Consider the following 16,250-nt stretch of genomic DNA (forward strand, 5'->3'; position numbering starts at 1 on the left):
TTCCCGAAAACCCGGAGCCGAACCGATGGATGCTGCCCTCGACCTCGCCGCCGCCGCAATCGAGATGACCGTCGCCGACGTCCAGGCGGCCTTCGCCCGCGGCGTGACCGCCGAGGCCCTGACCCAGACCTTCCTCGACCGGATCGCGACCTACAACCCGCGCTACCGGGCGGTGATCTTCCTCAACCCGCACGCCCTCGACGAGGCGCGGGCGATCGACCGGCGCCGGGCCGCCGGGGAGGCCCTCGGCCCGCTCGCGGGCGTGCCGGTGGTGGTCAAGGACACGATGGACATGGCCGGCCTGCCGACCACCGCCGGCTGGCATTTCCTGTCCGCCCAGGCCGGCGGCGTCGACCTGATGCCGGCCACCGATTCCCCGGTCGTCGCCCGGATGCGGGAGGCCGGCTGCGTCATCCTGGGCAAGACCAACGTGCCGGTGCTCAGCGCCACCGGCAGCCACGCCAGCGACAGCTGGGCCGGCCCGACGCTGAACGCCATGGCGCCCGAGAGCCTGCCCGGCGGGTCGAGCGCCGGCACCGCCACGGCGGTGGCCGCGAGCCTCGCGGTGCTCGGCCTCGCCGAGGAGACCGGTGGCTCGATCCAGAACCCGGCCTCCGCCCAGGGCCTCGTCGGCATCAAGCCGACCTTCGCCCTGGTGCCCAATGCCGGCGTCGTGCCCCTCGGCGGCAGCACCCGCGACGTGGTCGGGCCGATCGCCCGCTGCGTGCGCGACGCGGCGCTGACCCTCGACGCGCTCGCCGGCTACACCGCGGCCGACCCGAAGACCGTGGCGGGGATCGGCCGCCGGCCGGCCGGCGGCTATGCCGGCCGGCTCTCGGAGACCGCGCTCCAGGGCAAGCGCCTCGGCCTCTACGGGCCGGGCTGGCGCGACCGCCCGCTCTCGGCCGAGACGGCGGCGCTCTATGCCCGCGCGCAAGGCGAGATCGCGGCGCGGGGCGCCACGCTGGTGGCGGATCCCTTCGCGGGGAGCGGCTTTGCGGCCCTGGGCCAGCCGGTCGCCGGGCTCGACCATTACGACGCCCGCGGCATCGAGAGCGTGGTCTACGATCTCCAGAAATACCTGGAGCGCCTCGGGCCGGACGCCGCCTACCGCTCCTTCGCCGAGCTGGCGGCGGCCACCAAGGCCGAGGACCCGTTCGCGCCGGGCGGGGTGCTCGACTGGATGAACCAGGTCGCGGCCTTCGCGCCCTGCCTCGCCGATCCGCTCTCGCCGCCGGACCTGTCGGACTTCCTCGCCCTGCGGGAGGGCTATCTGGCGATCTTCGACGAGGTGATGGCGCGCCACGACCTCGACGCCCTGGTCTTCCCGCAGATGCGGGACACGCTGCCGCCGCTCCTTGGCCCGGAGACCATCCACGAGACGACGGTCTGCGAGATCAACATCGCGGGCCTGCCCGGCGTGGTGATGCCGGCCGGCTCCTTCGCCTCGGGAGCGCCGTTCTGCCTGATCTTCGTCGGCCGGCTCTGGAGCGAGGCGGATCTTCTCGCCCTCGCCTTCGATTACGAGGCCGCCACCCGCTACCGCCACGCCCCCGTCCTCTCGGCCGCGTGACCGGGACAGGCGCCCGCCCCTATGCTCCGGAGACACGGAAAGGCGGGCGCCGATGCTGACCGATCATCGCTACCAGGAGATCCTGTCGCGCCTGAACGGGACCGGACGGGTCGGGGTCGCGGAGGTGGCCGCCTATCTGCGCGTCTCCGAGGAGACGATCCGGCGCGACCTCAAGGCGCTGGAGGGGCGGGGCATCCTGCGGCGCATCCACGGCGGCGCGGTGCCGTTGCGGCTCGACGAGGACCGGCCGCTCCAGGAGCGCGGCAAGACCAATGCCCGCGAGAAGGCGCGCGTCGCGGTGATCGCCCAGGCGATGATCCGCGACGGCATGTCGATCTTCCTCGATACCGGCACCACGACCCTCGCCTTCGCGCGCCGGCTCGCCGGCCGCAGCCTGACCGTCACCACCAACTCCATCGACATCGCCCTGCTGCTCGGCTCCGGCCCGACCCGGGTCAACCTGACGCCCGGCACCCTGCGCGCCCAGGACAACGCCCTCGTCGGCTACGAGACCGTCGCGTATGCGCGCCGGTTCTTCTTCGACCTCGCCTTCATGGGAATCGGCGCCTGCGACATCGTCCATGGCTGGATGGATTACGAGGAGCACGAATCCGCCCTGCGCAAGGTGCTGAGGGGCCAGGCGCGCGAGGCCGTGATGCTCGTCGATTCCCGCAAGTTCGGACGGCAGGCCAATCTCTGCACCTTCGGGCTCGACGAGCGCCTGCGGGTCGTCACCGACCGGCCGCCGCCGCAGCCCTTCCAGGATCGCTTCGCCCAGCATGACATCACCATCGTCACCTCCTGACGCCGCCGTGGTGGCGTTCCACGCACTCTTTTCCCGCCTCTCGGCCTGCGGGGCGACCCGGGCGGGCGGCATCACCCGCCTGTGCGGCACGGCGGAGGACGGGGCGGCCCGCGCGGTCCTCGCCGGCTTCCTGCGCGAGGCGGAGGCCGAGCTGCGCACCGACGCAGTCGGCAACCAGTTCGGGATCTTCCGCCTCGCCCGCACCGCGGATGCGCCCCTGGTGATGCTGGGCTCCCACCTCGACAGCCAGCCCCGGGCCGGCCGCTTCGACGGCACCTACGGGGTCGCGGCGGCGGCGGCGATCGGGGCGGCCTTGCTCCGGGCGCGCCGGGCGGGGGCCGTGTTCGACGCCGATCTCTGCGTCGTGAACTGGACCAACGAGGAGGGGGCCCGGTTCCGGCCGAGCCTGCTCGGCAGCGGGACCTATGCGGGTCATCACGGCGCGCAAGCCGCGCTCGCCTGCCGGGACGATGCGGGGATCAGCCTGGGCGAGGCGCTCGCCGCCATCGGGGCGCTCGGCACCGACGCGCCGCCGCCGCCGCCGGCCTGCTACCTCGAACTCCATGTCGAGCAGGGCACGGTGCTGGAGGAGGCCGGGGCGACGATCGGCATCGTCGCGCGCAACTGGGGTGCGGCCAAGCTCGAAGTCGCCTTTCTCGGGGCGCAGGCCCATACCGGCCCGACCCGGATGGGGCGGCGCCGGGATGCGCTCCTCGCCGCGGCCACGCTCATCACCGCCTTGCGGGCGGTGGCCGCGGCCTGGCCCGACCGCGTCCACACCTCGGTCGGCCGCATCCTGGTCGCGCCGAACTCTGCCAACGTGGTTCCGGCCGAGGTTGTGTTGTCGGCCGAGATCCGCTCGGCCGATGACGGCCTCCTCGCCGAGGCGACCGGGCGGGCCGAGGCGGCGATGACGGCCGCGGCGGAGCAGGCCGGCGTCGCCGTCGCGGTGCGCAGCCGCTCCTTGCGCCCGATCCGCGCGCTCCCGGACGCGGTCTGCGACCTCACCGCCGCCTGCGCCGAGGCGGAGGCGCTGCCGATGCTGCGGATGGACACCGTGGCCGGGCACGACGCGATCAGCCTGCTCGGCCTGTGCCCGACCGGCCTGATCTTCGTGCCGAGCCGCGACGGCATCGCCCACAACGAGGCGGAGTTCACCACGGACACCGATCTGGAGGCCGGCCTGCGCGTCGCCCTGCGCGCGGCGACCCGCCTGTGCCGCGCCGGCGGTTCTCCGGTGCGGGCCTTGCATGCCGCGTCCGCCGACGACCCGAGCCGAGATGAATGATGATTCCTGACGAATCCGGCCCCACCGCCTTGAGCCAGCGCGTCGAGGCCGTGATCGCCGGGCGACCGGACTGGCTCGCCCGCCGCCCGGCCTGGACCCTCGCGGTGACGCCGCTCGCATCGCCGACGCATCGCGGCACCGCCTCGGATGGCGTGCGGGTGACCTTCGAGACCGGCGACCCGGTCTTCCTGAAGCTGCGCCACCCGGACATGGCGGCCGACATCGTTCCCCATGCCGGGGCGGCGGCGCGGCGGGCCGCCGCCCTCGGGGTCGGGCCCGAGGTGATGTTCGAGAGCGAGGCGGCGCTCGGCCTCGCCGATCTGTCGCCCCCCTGGCGCGAGGCGCGCATGGGCGACCTTCAGGATCCCGACCTCCTGGGACGGACCCTCGACGCCAAGAAGCGCCTGCATGCGGGCGGGCGCCTCGGCCCGCGGGTCTGCCCGTTCGCGCGCATCCGCAGCCTCGCCGCCGAGGCGCAGGCCGCCGGCGCCCCGCTGCCGGACGAGACCGGCCGCCTGCTCGCCACGGTCGCGCTGATCGGCGAGGCGGTGACGGCGGCGGGCATCGACCTCACCTTCTGCCACAATGACGGCCTCGCCTCGAACGTGATGATCCGGGGCGGCGACGTCAGCCTCGGGGACGTGCGCCTCGTCGATTTCGACTCCGCGGGCGACAATGACCCCTGGTACGATGTCGGCGCCCTCCTCAACGAGACCTGCCTGTTCGAGGACCAGCGCCGCGCCGCCATCGAGCGTTATGCCGGCCGCTGCGACGAGCGCCTCTACAACCGCTGCCGCCTCTATGGCGCCGTCGACGACGTGATGGGGGGGCTGTGGGGCATCGTGCGGGCCGTGACCTCGGCGCGCACCGGCATCGAGTTCTACAAGTACGGCACCTGGCGGCTCCTGCATGCCCGCACCACCCTGGGCGCGCGGGACTGCGAGGCGTGGATGCGCGGGCTGTGACGGAGCGCGGGAGATCTGACGTGACCTGGACGTCCTTCGGTGACGCGGCGAGCGAGAGCGAGCGGGCTCTCGAAGCCATCCTGGCCGGTGTCCCGGCCTGGCAGGGCAAGGCTCTGCGCTACCGCCCGGTGCTCGGCGGGATCAGCAACACCAACTGGCGCATCGGCATCGCCGGGGAGCCGGATTGCTTCCTCAAGGTTCCGGGCCGCGGCACCGAGATGTTCATCGCCCGCGACGCCGCCAACGATGCCAGCCGCCGGGCCCATGCCTGCGGCTTCGGCGTCCCGGTGATCGGCTACCTGCCGGAATCGGGTGTCGAGATCTTCGCCTTCGCGGAGGGATTCCGCGCCTCCTCGAACCTGGATTTCCTGCGCCCGGCCGTGCGTGGCAACGCCGTGCGGGCGCTGCGGGCCTTCAACGATTCCGCGCCGCTCGGGCTCACCAAGACGATCTTCGCCATGATCGAGGAGCATGTCGAGCAGGTCAGTGCGGTCGGCGGCCGCCTGCCGCCCGACCAGGCCCATCTGATGCGCTGCTACGCCGAGGCCAAGGCGGCGCTGACCGCCTCCGGGCTCGACCTCGTTCCCTGCATGAACGACACGCTCGCCGGCAACTTCCTGCTCGACGGGGGCGACCGGGTGCTGCTGGTGGATTTCGAATATGCCTCGAACAACGAGCGCTGCTACGAACTCGCGCTGTGGTTCGACGAGATGGCCTTTCCGGAGGCGGTCGAGAACGAGATGATCGAGGCGTATTTCGGCCGCTGGGACCGGACCGTCGCCGCCCGCATCGCCGTGCTCAAGGCGCTCGGCGACCTCAAATGGGCGACCTGGGCGATGATCCAGGAGGCGGTCTCGACCCTCGACTTCGATTACTACAAGTACGGCTCCTGGAAGCACCAGCGCGCCCGCACGCTGTTCCATCATCCCGACTGGCCGCTCTGGCTGCGGCGGGTATAAGATCAGATGCTGCGTTGAATGAACGGCTCCGTCGATCTCGGCGCTCGTTCGAGATCGAATGGATGCGTCAGCATCTTCGGCCGTTGGTATTACGGAGATCATGGCCGTGCGTCGAACTGTTGAACGCTTGTATCGGGCAGCCTGCGCGGCGAACGGCAGGTTTCCATGCTTGACCACGATGCGATGAGGGACGCTGTCATCGCCGACCATGTCATCGATCGGTGAGATCCCGCGCCCGACGCGACATCATTTGTCCCGTCTGCGCTGCGACGATCCCCTGAGGCGCGGGCGGTATGCGGCTCAGGAGATGGGTTCGGGCTTCGATCATGGCGGAACGGCCCGGATTGACGACGGCCGTCGAGCCGTGTGAGCCGTTGGCGAGACGACCATGGCCTCGTCAGGCTCGTCGCGCCCTGAATCCACGACCCGGTGCCGGCGGGCAACGTCGCGCGGCCCTGGACTGGGCCTCGTTGTCACGGACGGCGACGGTCTTGCCAGCCGCGGTGCGGCCGTGGTGAGCGGGATGTCTCTCGTCGTTCACCCTGCCGGTCGACAGGCCACCGATCCGTTCCGTCCGACCGGGCGTTGCGATCGCGGGATCCTCACACGGAGATGCCGATGACCCAGCCACGCTCCATCCTCGATCGTCTTCTCGCCTTCGCGGAGGAAGCCGGCGCCCTGGCGCTCGCCTGTCGGGATCGCGGCGTCACCATCAGTCACAAGGGCGGGGATCTCGGACAGGCGCTGACCGAGGCGGACCTCGCGGTCAGCGCGTTGCTTCATACCCATTTCGGCCCCCGCCTGATCGAGGAGGAGAGTGCCGACGCTCTGGGCCATGATGCGGCCAGGGCGTTGCTCGGCGAGACGGACTGGACCTTCATCGGCGATCCGATCGACGGGACGAAGCCGTATGCGGGCGGGCTGCCGAGTTGGGGAACGATGGCGGCGGCGTGCCACTCCGGCTGGCCGCGTGCTGGCGTCATCAGCCTGCCGGCCTGGTCCGAGGATCGAACGGATCCCTTCGCGATCCGCCGCCCGAGCGAGCAGCGGGGCCTGATCCTCGCAGCGGCCGACGGTGTGGCCTACTGGGCACCGACGCGAGCAGGCCGACGAACCGAGGATCTGCGGCTCCTCATGCGTCCCGACCGGGAGACGTTCCATGTCGGATGGCTTCCGATCTCGGCGCAGCGATACACTCTCGATTACGAACAGGGATTGTTCCCCTGGAGCGAAAGCAGTGCAGCCGCCGATGCCGCGCTTCTCGCCCTGGGACGGCTCGACGCGACCTGTGTCAACTACAAGATCTGGGACGCTGCGGCGGGCCTCGCCATCGCGGAAGCTCTCGGCTTCGGACTCTATCGCTGGCCGGATTTGGTGCGCCCGCCCGCCGACCTGATCGACCTGTTCGATCGACACTTCTCGGCGCGCGACAGTCTGTGGCTCCTGTGCCGCGATCAGGCCGCCGCCGCGCGCTTCGCCCGGTCGATCCGTCCTTGTGGGTGACGGCGGCCTCCCGGGTGACGATCGGGTATCGGCCTCGCTCCGCGCCACGATCACCTGTGGCCGCCGGCGCCCCCAGACCGCCGAGATCGGCCGGGGCGTTGCCCGGTCACGCTGCCTCGGGCTTTGCTCCAGGTCTTTGATCTTGCCTCATTTTCTGCGACGACCGGGATCCGCGTCGCCGGACAATGCCCGATCACGGCGATTGCATCACGCGCCGGGAATCACCTGGCTTCGCCTTCGTCAGACAGCCGCGAGCGCCCCATGCTGAACACCGGTTCGAACGCGCCGATCGAGGGCGACAAGAGCCTCGAACGGGCCCTGGGGCACCAAGTCCGGATGCTGCGCCGCGAACGCGACCTCTCGCTCGCCGATCTGGCCGCGGCCGCCGGCATCTCGCACGGCATGGTGTCGAAGATCGAGAACGGCCAGATCTCTCCCTCCCTCGCCACCGTCAATGCCCTCGCACGCGCCTTGAACGTGCCGATCACCACCCTGTTCGCCGCCTTCGAGGAGAGCCGCGACTGCTCTTACGTGAAAAAGGGCACGGGCGTCGTCATCGAACGGCGCGGCACGAAGGTCGGACACATCTACGAGCTTCTCGGCGCCGGCATTCGCGGCGAGACCGTGCTCGAACCCTATCTCATCACGCTGGAGGAGGAGGCCGAGGCGTATACAGGCTTTCGCCACGCCGGCGTCGAGTTCATCTTCATGCTGAGCGGCGAGGTCCGCTACCACCATGCCGGCCAGGATTACCACCTGAAGCCCGGCGATGCGCTGCTGTTCGATGCCGAGGCACCGCACGGGCCGCGCGAACTCATCACGCGGCCGATGACATATCTGTCGATCATCGCGTACCCGCGGCAATAGCAGCCCGGAACGCCGACACGTGCCGGCGAGAACTCCCGGCGCCGCCTCGCCCGCTCGCCCGCCGCAGAGTCAGCCGCCAGCGTGGACGCGGATCCCTGCACCACGACCAGACGGCGCGGCGATGCGGCCGAGGCCGGCGGGCCAATTTTCCTGAGAAGAAAAATTTGTGCCTTTGGGTTGACCGTCCCGAGCGCGCATGCGAACCCTTGTCGCACCACTGACTGGGAGATATCGCCGGATGTGCGGGATCGTCGGCCTCTTTCTGAAGAATCCACGGCTCGAACCACAGCTCGGCGCCCTGCTCGCGACGATGCTGGAGACGATGACGGATCGCGGACCCGACAGTGCGGGCTTCGCCATCTATGGCTCACCTGCGGACATGCTGAAGCTGACCTTGCGGGGGCCGGATTCAGCGACGCTCGCAGCGGTCGTCGCCGCGCTCGAAGCGGCGACCGGCCAGGCTTACGGTGCGGAGGCGCGCGACACGCACATCGTCCTGTCCGTGCCCGCCGCGGCGGAAGAGGCGGTGCGGGACTGGCTCTGCGCCCACGCTCCCGGCATCGACGTCGTGTCGGCCGGCCGGCGGATGGAGATCTACAAGGAGGTCGGCCTGCCGGCCGCGGTCGCCCGGCGCTTCGGCCTCGCCGGGATGGCGGGCAGCCACGGCATCGGCCACACCCGCATGGCGACCGAGAGCGCCGTGACGACCGACGGCGCCCATCCATTCTCCACCGGCCCCGACGAGTGCCTGGTGCATAACGGCTCCTTGTCGAACCACAACGACCTGCGCCGGCGCCTGCGCCGGGCCGGCCTGTCCTTCGCCACGCAGAACGACACCGAGGTCGCGGCCGGCTACCTGACCTGGCGCATGCGCGAGGGGGCGTCCCTGCGCCAGGCGCTGGAATCGAGCCTCGACGACCTCGACGGCTTCTTCACCTTCGTGGTCGGCACCGAGACGGGCTTCGCCGTCCTGCGCGATCCGATCGCCTGCAAGCCGGCCGTGATGGCGGAAACCGGCGATTACGTCGCCTTCGGGTCCGAGTACCGGGCGCTGGTCGGCCTGCCGGGCATCGCGGCCGCCACCGTGTTCGAGCCGGAACCGGCCCGGGTCTATGTCTGGGAGCGCCAGTGATGCCGAGCTTCGACCTGCGGACCTCAGCCCTGCGCGAGCTGAACCGGGCCCTGCACGCCCTGCCGCCCGACACCAACGAGACGCACTGGACCATCGCCAACCCGGACGGCCGGCACGCGATCGCGGTCGGGCTCGACGCACCCGTCAGCGTCGAGATCGACGGCCATGTCGGCTATTACTGTGCCGGCATGAACAAGCGGGCGAGCGTCGTGGTCAACGGCAATGCCGGCGTCGGCGTCGCCGAGAACATGATCTCGGGCTTCGTCCATGTGCGCGGCGATGCCAGCCAGGCGGCCGGCGCCACCGCCCATGGCGGCCTGCTCCTCATCGACGGCAATGCGGGCGCCCGCTGCGGCATCTCGATGAAGGGCGTCGACATCCTGGTGAAGGGCTCGATCGGCCACATGTCGGCCTTCATGGCCCAGGCCGGCACGCTGACCGTCCTGGGGGATGCCGGCGAGGCGCTCGGCGACTCGCTCTACGAGGCCCGGCTCTACGTCCGCGGCACGGTGAAGAGCCTCGGCGCCGACTGCGTCGAGAAGGAGATGCGGGACGAGCATCGCGCCGAGCTGTTTGCCCGGCTCAAGCAGGCAGGGCTGGCCGGCGAGGTCGATCCGGGCGAGTTCCGCCGCTACGGCTCCGCCCGCTCGCTCTACCACTTCCACGTCGACAACGCCGGAGCCTATTGATGGCCGAGCATCCGCCCGCCCCCCGCACGGCCCCGCGCCTGTCGGCCACCTTCACCCCCGAGGTGATGGCGGAGATCCGCCGCGCCGCGGCGACCGGCATCTACGACATCCGCGGCGCCGGCGCGAAGCGCCCGCTGCCGCATTTCGACGACCTTCTGTTCCTCGGCGCCTCGATCAGCCGCTACCCTCTCGAAGGCTATCGCGAGCGCTGCGGCACCGAGGTGGTGCTGGGCGGCCGCTTTGCCGGCAAGCCGATCCACCTCAAGACCCCGGTGACGATCGCCGGGATGAGCTTCGGCTCGCTCTCGGCCAATGCCAAGGAGGCGCTGGGGCGCGGCGCGACCCTCGCCGGCACCTCGACCACCACCGGCGACGGCGGCATGACGCCGGAGGAGCGGCGGCACTCGAAGACCCTGGTCTACCAGTACCTGCCCTCGCGCTACGGCATGAACCCGGATGACCTGCGCCGGGCCGACGCGATCGAGGTCGTGATCGGCCAGGGTGCCAAGCCGGGCGGGGGCGGCATGCTGCTCGGCCAGAAGATCACCGAGCGCGTCGCCGGCATGCGCTGCCTGCCCCCCGGCATCGACCAGCGTTCGGCCTGCCGCCACCCGGACTGGACCGGGCCCGACGACCTCGCGATCAAGATCGAGGAACTGCGCGAGATCACCGACTGGGAGAAGCCGGTCTACGTCAAGGTCGGCGCCTCGCGGCCCTATTACGACACCGCGCTCGCGGCGAAATCGGGCGCCGACGTGGTGGTGCTCGACGGGATGCAGGGCGGCACCGCGGCGACGCAGGACGTCTTCATCGAGCATGTCGGCATCCCGACGCTGGCGGCGATCCGCCCGGCCGTGCAGGCGCTCCAGGATCTGGGTCTCCACCGCACGGTGCAGCTCGTCGTCTCCGGCGGCATCCGCTCGGGCGCCGACGTCGCCAAGGCGCTGGCGCTCGGGGCGGATGCGGTCGCGATCGGCACCGCGGCGCTGATCGCGCTCGGCGACAACGATCCGCGCTGGCAATCCGAGTACGAGGCCCTAGGCACCACGGCCGGCGCCTATGACGACTGGCACGAGGGGAAGGATCCGGCCGGCATCACCACGCAGGATCCGGCCCTCGCCGCCCGCCTCGATCCGGAACTCGCCGGGCGGCGGCTCGCCAATTACCTCGCGGTGATGACGCTGGAGGCCCAGACCATCGCCCGGGCCTGCGGCAAGAGCCATCTGCACAATCTCGAACCGGAAGACCTCGTCGCCCTGACGATCGAGGCCGCCGCGATGGCGCAGGTGCCGCTCGCCGGAACCGGCTGGATCCCCGGCAAGGGCGGGGCCTGAGCGGCGCCCTGCGCACCCATCCGAGCCGCGCCCCGGACGGGTGCGGCTCCCTCCCGCATCCGGCCCGTCCCTGCCAGAGGGGTTTTTCCCGATGTCGCTCGACCTCGAGACCGCCGCCAAGGAGCGCGGCATCAAGTACTTCCTCGTCTCCTACACCGACCTGTTCGGCACCCAGCGCGCCAAGCTGGTGCCGGCCGCCGCGATCGGCGGCGCCTGCCGCAACGGCGCGGGCTTTGCCGGCTTCGCCACCTGGCTCGACATGAGCCCGGCCGATCCCGACCTCCTGGCCGTCCCGGATCCCGACGGCCTGATTCAGCTGCCCTGGAAGCCGGAGGTGGGCTGGCTGCCGGCCGATCTCGTCATGGACGGCAAGCCCGTCGCGCAGGGCCCGCGCAACATCCTCAAGCGCCTGATCGCCGAGGCGGCCCGGGACGGGCTCCAGATGAAGAGCGGTGTCGAGTGCGAGTTCTTCCTCATCACGCCGGACGGCTCGGCCCCGGCCGACACCGCCGACAGGCAGATGAAGCCCTGCTACGACCAGTCGGCCCTGATGCGGCGCTACGACGTGATCGCCGAGATTTGCGACGCGATGCTGGCACTGGGATGGAAGCCGTACCAGAACGACCACGAGGATGCGAACGGCCAGTTCGAGATGAACTGGGACTACGACGACGCCCTGGTCACGGCCGACCGCCACGCCTTCTTCAAGTACATGACCCGCTCGATTGCCGAGCGGCACGGCCTGCGGGCGACCTTCATGCCCAAGCCGTTCATGGACCTGACCGGCTCGGGCTGCCACGCCCATGTCTCGCTGTGGCGTGACGGGGAGAACGTCTTCGCCGACCGGAGCGACCCGGTCGGCCTGTCGCAGGCGGGCCACCACTTCATCGGCGGCCTGATCCACTCCGCCGACGCACTCGCGGCGATCACCAATCCTTGCGTGAACTCCTACAAGCGCATCAACGCGCCGCGCACCACCTCCGGCGCGACCTGGGCGCCCAACACCGTGACCTATGCGGGCAACAACCGCACCCACATGATCCGCATTCCCGATGGCGGCCGCTTCGAGTTCCGCCTCGCCGACGGGGCGGCCAACCCATACCTGCTTCAGGCCGCGATCCTGGCCGCGGGCCTCGACGGCCTGCGCCACCGCCGCGACCCCGGCCCGCGGCTCGACATCAACATGTATACGGACGGCCACCGGGTGGAGGGCGTGAAGCGCCTGCCGCTCAACATGCTGGACGCGATGCGGGCGCTCAAGGCCAGCCCCGTCCTGAACGAGGCGCTCGGCGCCTTCGTTCCGAGCTACCTCACGCTCAAGCACGAGGAATGGAACGCCTATTGCCGCCACCTGACCCAATGGGAGCGGGACACGACTCTGGATTGTTAGAGCATTCTCCGACGACGTGGATACCGGTTCGTCGTAGAAAATACGGCAAAATCAAACAGCGAGAGAAGCTTCGCGATTGCAACGCCACACTACACGACAGTGATCAATGCCAAGCTTGTACGGTCAAGGCAGCGGGTCTGGTTGTGTCGGGGGCGATGCCGTAGCGCTGGCCCCGGATCGGGAAGTTGGACTCGATCAGCTCGACCGGTACGTTGGCCTGGTTGGCGCCCATATGCGGCCCCCCTCCTGGCCGTCATGGCCCTGCGCCGCGCCCCAGCAGCCCATGAGCGTCTCGGAGAACACGAACGGGCGCCCGTCGTGCCGGCCGCCGATCGCCGGCACCGAGGCGCCGCCCGGGCCGTCCGCGGTGACGCGGTCGGGCAGGACGGGTGCGAGCGCCGCGATCACGCCGTCGATGATGCGGTAGGCGGTGATGCCCGGCGCGCCGGTCGGGGCCGGGTGGACGGAATTCACCACCGTGCCGAGGGGCGCGGTGACCGTGACCGCCCGGGTGAAGCCGTGGCAGTTCGGAGCCGATGACGGAGCGGAGCGCCGTGTAGACCCCGCCTTGGTGAAGGGCAAGGGCGTGTTCACCCTGCCCTCGACCTGACGGGAGGTGCCCTCCCAGTCGATCGCGATCGCGTCGCCCGCCACCGTCAGGCGACCTCGAACACGATCGGCTCCGGGTTCTCGCCGAGGCCGTCGATCTGGTCGGTGAAGCGATAGGTGCCGTCCGGGATTTCGCGGATCTCGGCCCGGATCAGGCGCTCGGTGTCGTCGTGCAGCTCCTCCGCATCGCCGATACCGGCGGTCCCGGGCGTCGGCGCGGCGGCCACGCGCTCCTGCGCGAGTACGAGTTTCTGGGCGAGAGCGGCGTCCTCACCCTGCGCTCCGACACGCGCGACGTCCCGCCTCACGGCCTCGACGGCGGCGAGCCGGGATGCGGCCCGACGAACCTCGTCCTGTCGGGCGGGACGACGCGGACCCTCCCGGTGCTGGTCACGCAGCCCGTCCGCCTGCGCCGGGGCGACCTCTTCCGGCACGTCACGCCCTCCGGCGGCGGCTGGGGCGATCCCCTGACCCGCGATCCCGCCGACGTGCTCCGGGGCGTCGTCGAGGAGAAGGTCACGCCGGCCATGGCGTGGGAGCGCTATGGCGTGGTGATTGCGGAGGAGCCGCGTCCGCGCGTCGACGCTTCGGCGACGGCGGCGCTGCGCCGGGAGAGGCTTGCGATTGGCGCCGGTTCCGCCCCCCGGGGATCGTAGCCGGGCTTCTATGGTTGCAGGATGTCATAGTTGATTTTTGACCAACGGTCGTTGTCGGCGACCGTTGGTCTCATGCGAAATCCGAGTGATTGTTTCAGGCAATCCTGTCGGACCGCCTGAAGCAATGCGGATGTCGTCTCACCCCTCGTCGACCGGCATGGTCCGGCCGGTTCCGGTCCCCGCACGCTCCGCCCGGGGCGCGTGCCCGAAGCGGGCCTTGTAGGCGCGCGAGAAGTGGCTCGCGCTCGTGAACCCGCACAGATCCGCGACCTCCAGCACCGAGCGGCGGGATTGCCGGAGCAGGAGCCGGGCCCGGTCCAGGCGGACGTCCTGCGAGAGCGCCCCGATCGTGGTGCCGAGCGCCTCGGCGAACAGCCGCTCCAGCGTGCGCAGGGTGGTGCCCGCCGCGGCGGCGAGTTCCTGGCGCGTCGGCGGCGAGGACAGGCGCCGCTCGATCTCCGCGAGCGCCCGCAGCAGCCGGACGTCGTCGACCCGGTAGCGCTCGGCGAGGCTCGCGCGCTGCGCCTCGGCGCCGCCCCGGATCTCGGTGTGCAGGTACCAGTCGCTCACCGCCGTCGCCAGTTCGGCTCCGTGATGCCGCTCGATGAGCGCGTGCATCATGTCGAGGGCGGCGACGCCGCCGGCGCAGGTCAGCCGGTCGCGATCCAGCACGAAGCGCCCATGCTCGACCGCGATCTCCGGAAAATCCTCCCGGAAGGCCGGGACGTGCTCCCAGTGGATGGTGCAGCGCCGTCCCGCCAGCAGGCCGGCCCGCGCCAGGACGTAGGCGCCCCCCGAGACGCCGCCGATCAGCATCCCGCCGCGCGCCAGCCGGCGCAGCCAGCGGAAGGTCGGGGCATCGGCGAAGTGCGCCGGATTGCCGGCGGCGCAGACGAACAGGGCGTCCACATCCACCGCATCGCCCACCTCGGCTTCGGCCAGGATCGCCGCGCCGTTCGAGGCAGTGGCCGTCCGCCCGGAGACCGCGACATGGCTCCAGGCATAGAGGTCGCGGCCCGACAGCTGGTTGGCCCCGCGCAGGGGCTCGACCGCCGAGGCGTAGGAGAGGAGCGAGAAGCCCGGCAGCAGCAGGAAGCCGATCCGGAAGGTCACTGTCTCTCGCCCTTGCTGTCGCCCTCGGTCAAATCACAGCCGCCCTCGGTCACGTATGACCGGTCCGTGACTGCTATGCCAGTCTCGTTCCGTCGCCCGGAGTTCCCGTGCCCATGCGCTTCTCGGTCCTGTCGCTCGCCCGCGAGGCCCTGACCGGGCATCGTGGCTGGACACCGACCTGGCGCGATGCCGCGCCGCGCGACGCCTACGACGTCGTCATCATCGGCGGCGGCGGCCACGGGCTCGCGACCGCCTACTACCTCGCCAAGGAATTCGGCATCCGCAACGTCGCCGTTCTTGAGAAGGGCTGGATCGGCGGCGGCAATGTCGGTCGTAATACGACGATCATCCGGTCGAATTACCTGCTGCCGGGCAACGAGCCGTTCTATGAGCAGGCGATGAAGCTCTGGGAGGGCCTGGAGCAGGACTTCAACTACAACGCGATGGTGAGCCAGCGCGGCGTGCTCAACCTGTACCACTCGGACGCGCAGCGCGACGCCTATGCGCGGCGCGGCAACGCGATGCGCCTGAACGGCGTCGATTCCGAGCTGCTCGACCGCGACGGCGTGCGGGCCATGGCGCCGTTCCTCACCTTCGACGATGCGCGGTTCCCGATTCAGGGCGGGTTGCTCCAGCGGCGCGGCGGCACCGCCCGCCACGACGCGGTGGCCTGGGGCTACGCCCGCGGCGCGTCGGATCGCGGCGTCGACATCGTCCAGCACTGCGAGGTCACCGGCTTCCTGCGCGAGGCCGGCCGGGTTGTGGGGGTGGAGACGACGCGCGGCACGATCCGCGCCGGCAAGATCGGCATGGCGGTGGCCGGCCATTCCTCGCGGGTCGCCGGGATGGCGGGCCTGCGCCTGCCGATCGAGAGCCACGTGCTCCAGGCTTTCGTCTCCGAGGGGATCAAGCCGCTCATTCCGGGCGTCATCACCTTCGGGGCGGGACACTTCTACATCTCGCAATCCGACAAGGGCGGGCTCGTCTTCGGCGGCGACATCGACGGCTACAATTCCTACGCCCAGCGCGGCAACCTCGCGGTGGTCGAGGACGTGTGCGAGGGCGGGATGGCGCTGATGCCGATGATCGGCCGCCTGCGCCTGCTGCGCTCCTGGGGCGGCATCATGGACATGTCGATGGACGGCTCGCCGATCATCGACCGCACGCCGGTGGACGGGCTCTACCTCAATGCGGGCTGGTGCTACGGCGGCTTCAAGGCGACGCCGGCTTCAGGGTTCTGCTTCGCGCATCTCCTGGCCCGCGACGAGCCCCACCCGGTCGCCGCAGCCTTCCGGCTCGACCGCTTCGCCAGCGGCCACCTCATCGACGAGAAGGGCGCGGGCGCCCAGCCAAACCTGCATTGAGGC

At 70.8% G+C, this 16,250-nt stretch carries 16 protein-coding genes; 13 read left to right on the forward strand and 3 right to left on the reverse strand.

The window, feature by feature from the left end; translation table 11 throughout:
• Positions 1–25: 25 nt before the first annotated feature.
• From VP06_RS09335 to glnT, 11 genes are all read left to right on the forward strand, one after another.
• A complete protein-coding gene (locus tag VP06_RS09335) occupies positions 26–1,573 on the forward strand; it encodes an amidase (RefSeq protein ID WP_048463501.1) in 1,548 nt (515 codons plus the stop codon).
• Positions 1,574–1,625: 52 nt separating this feature from the next.
• The gene (locus VP06_RS09340; RefSeq protein ID WP_048463502.1) at positions 1,626–2,378 is read left to right on the forward strand and encodes a DeoR/GlpR family DNA-binding transcription regulator; all 753 of its coding nucleotides are present in this window, start codon (positions 1,626–1,628) and stop codon (positions 2,376–2,378) included.
• The gene (locus VP06_RS09345) at positions 2,353–3,666 is read left to right on the forward strand and encodes a M20 family metallo-hydrolase (RefSeq protein WP_048463503.1); all 1,314 of its coding nucleotides are present in this window, start codon (positions 2,353–2,355) and stop codon (positions 3,664–3,666) included. The genes VP06_RS09340 and VP06_RS09345 overlap by 26 nt, the downstream gene beginning before the upstream one ends.
• The gene (locus tag VP06_RS09350) at positions 3,663–4,631 is read left to right on the forward strand and encodes a phosphotransferase family protein (protein WP_053081625.1); all 969 of its coding nucleotides are present in this window, start codon (positions 3,663–3,665) and stop codon (positions 4,629–4,631) included. Before VP06_RS09345 ends, VP06_RS09350 begins: the two co-directional genes overlap by 4 nt.
• Before the next feature lie 20 nt (positions 4,632–4,651).
• Positions 4,652–5,590: a phosphotransferase gene (locus VP06_RS09355; RefSeq protein ID WP_048463504.1), complete on the forward strand. Its 939-nt coding sequence runs from the start codon at positions 4,652–4,654 to the stop codon at positions 5,588–5,590.
• A 618-nt stretch (positions 5,591–6,208) separates the two neighbouring features.
• On the forward strand, positions 6,209–7,093 hold the full coding sequence (locus tag VP06_RS09360) for an inositol monophosphatase family protein (protein WP_048463505.1): 885 nt from the start codon (positions 6,209–6,211) through the stop codon (positions 7,091–7,093).
• Between the two features lie 261 nt (positions 7,094–7,354).
• Complete coding sequence (locus VP06_RS09365) at positions 7,355–7,960, forward strand: helix-turn-helix domain-containing protein (protein WP_048463506.1); 606 nt, start codon at positions 7,355–7,357, stop codon at positions 7,958–7,960.
• Between the two features lie 238 nt (positions 7,961–8,198).
• Positions 8,199–9,092, forward strand: coding sequence for a class II glutamine amidotransferase (locus VP06_RS09370; protein WP_048463507.1), 894 nt, complete (start codon positions 8,199–8,201; stop codon positions 9,090–9,092).
• Positions 9,092–9,781 (forward strand): GltB/FmdC/FwdC-like GXGXG domain-containing protein, encoded by a 690-nt coding sequence (locus VP06_RS09375; RefSeq protein WP_048463508.1) that lies wholly within the window; start codon positions 9,092–9,094, stop codon positions 9,779–9,781. The genes VP06_RS09370 and VP06_RS09375 overlap by 1 nt, the downstream gene beginning before the upstream one ends.
• On the forward strand, positions 9,781–11,115 hold the full coding sequence (locus VP06_RS09380) for an FMN-binding glutamate synthase family protein (RefSeq protein WP_048463509.1): 1,335 nt from the start codon (positions 9,781–9,783) through the stop codon (positions 11,113–11,115). The genes VP06_RS09375 and VP06_RS09380 overlap by 1 nt, the downstream gene beginning before the upstream one ends.
• Positions 11,116–11,206: 91 nt before the next feature.
• The gene (gene glnT / locus VP06_RS09385; RefSeq protein ID WP_048463510.1) at positions 11,207–12,505 is read left to right on the forward strand and encodes a type III glutamate--ammonia ligase; all 1,299 of its coding nucleotides are present in this window, start codon (positions 11,207–11,209) and stop codon (positions 12,503–12,505) included.
• Between the two features lie 195 nt (positions 12,506–12,700).
• Here the strand turns inward: glnT and VP06_RS37110 are convergent, their stop codons facing one another.
• Positions 12,701–13,159 (reverse strand): hydantoinase B/oxoprolinase family protein, encoded by a 459-nt coding sequence (locus VP06_RS37110; RefSeq protein WP_053081627.1) that lies wholly within the window; start codon positions 13,157–13,159, stop codon positions 12,701–12,703.
• A gap of 2 nt (positions 13,160–13,161) precedes the next feature.
• Positions 13,162–13,341, reverse strand: coding sequence for a hypothetical protein (locus tag VP06_RS37115; protein WP_053081630.1), 180 nt, complete (start codon positions 13,339–13,341; stop codon positions 13,162–13,164).
• Here VP06_RS37115 and VP06_RS34710 point away from each other — a divergent pair.
• Entirely contained in the window at positions 13,285–13,770 is a 486-nt protein-coding gene (locus VP06_RS34710) for a hydantoinase B/oxoprolinase family protein (RefSeq protein ID WP_197093169.1), read from the forward strand. The two genes, VP06_RS37115 and VP06_RS34710, sit on opposite strands and share 57 nt — an antisense overlap.
• 138 nt (positions 13,771–13,908) lie before the next feature.
• Here VP06_RS34710 and VP06_RS09400 read toward each other — a convergent pair whose 3' ends face one another.
• The gene (locus VP06_RS09400) at positions 13,909–14,883 is read right to left on the reverse strand and encodes a GlxA family transcriptional regulator (protein WP_048463512.1); all 975 of its coding nucleotides are present in this window, start codon (positions 14,881–14,883) and stop codon (positions 13,909–13,911) included.
• Positions 14,884–14,996: 113 nt separating this feature from the next.
• Between VP06_RS09400 and VP06_RS09405 the strand changes: the two genes are divergently transcribed.
• Complete coding sequence (locus VP06_RS09405) at positions 14,997–16,247, forward strand: sarcosine oxidase subunit beta family protein (RefSeq protein ID WP_048463513.1); 1,251 nt, start codon at positions 14,997–14,999, stop codon at positions 16,245–16,247.
• The last annotated feature ends 3 nt before the right edge of the window (positions 16,248–16,250 follow it).

It is taken from the genome of Methylobacterium aquaticum, from assembly GCF_001043915.1.
Taxonomy (GTDB): domain Bacteria; phylum Pseudomonadota; class Alphaproteobacteria; order Rhizobiales; family Beijerinckiaceae; genus Methylobacterium; species Methylobacterium aquaticum.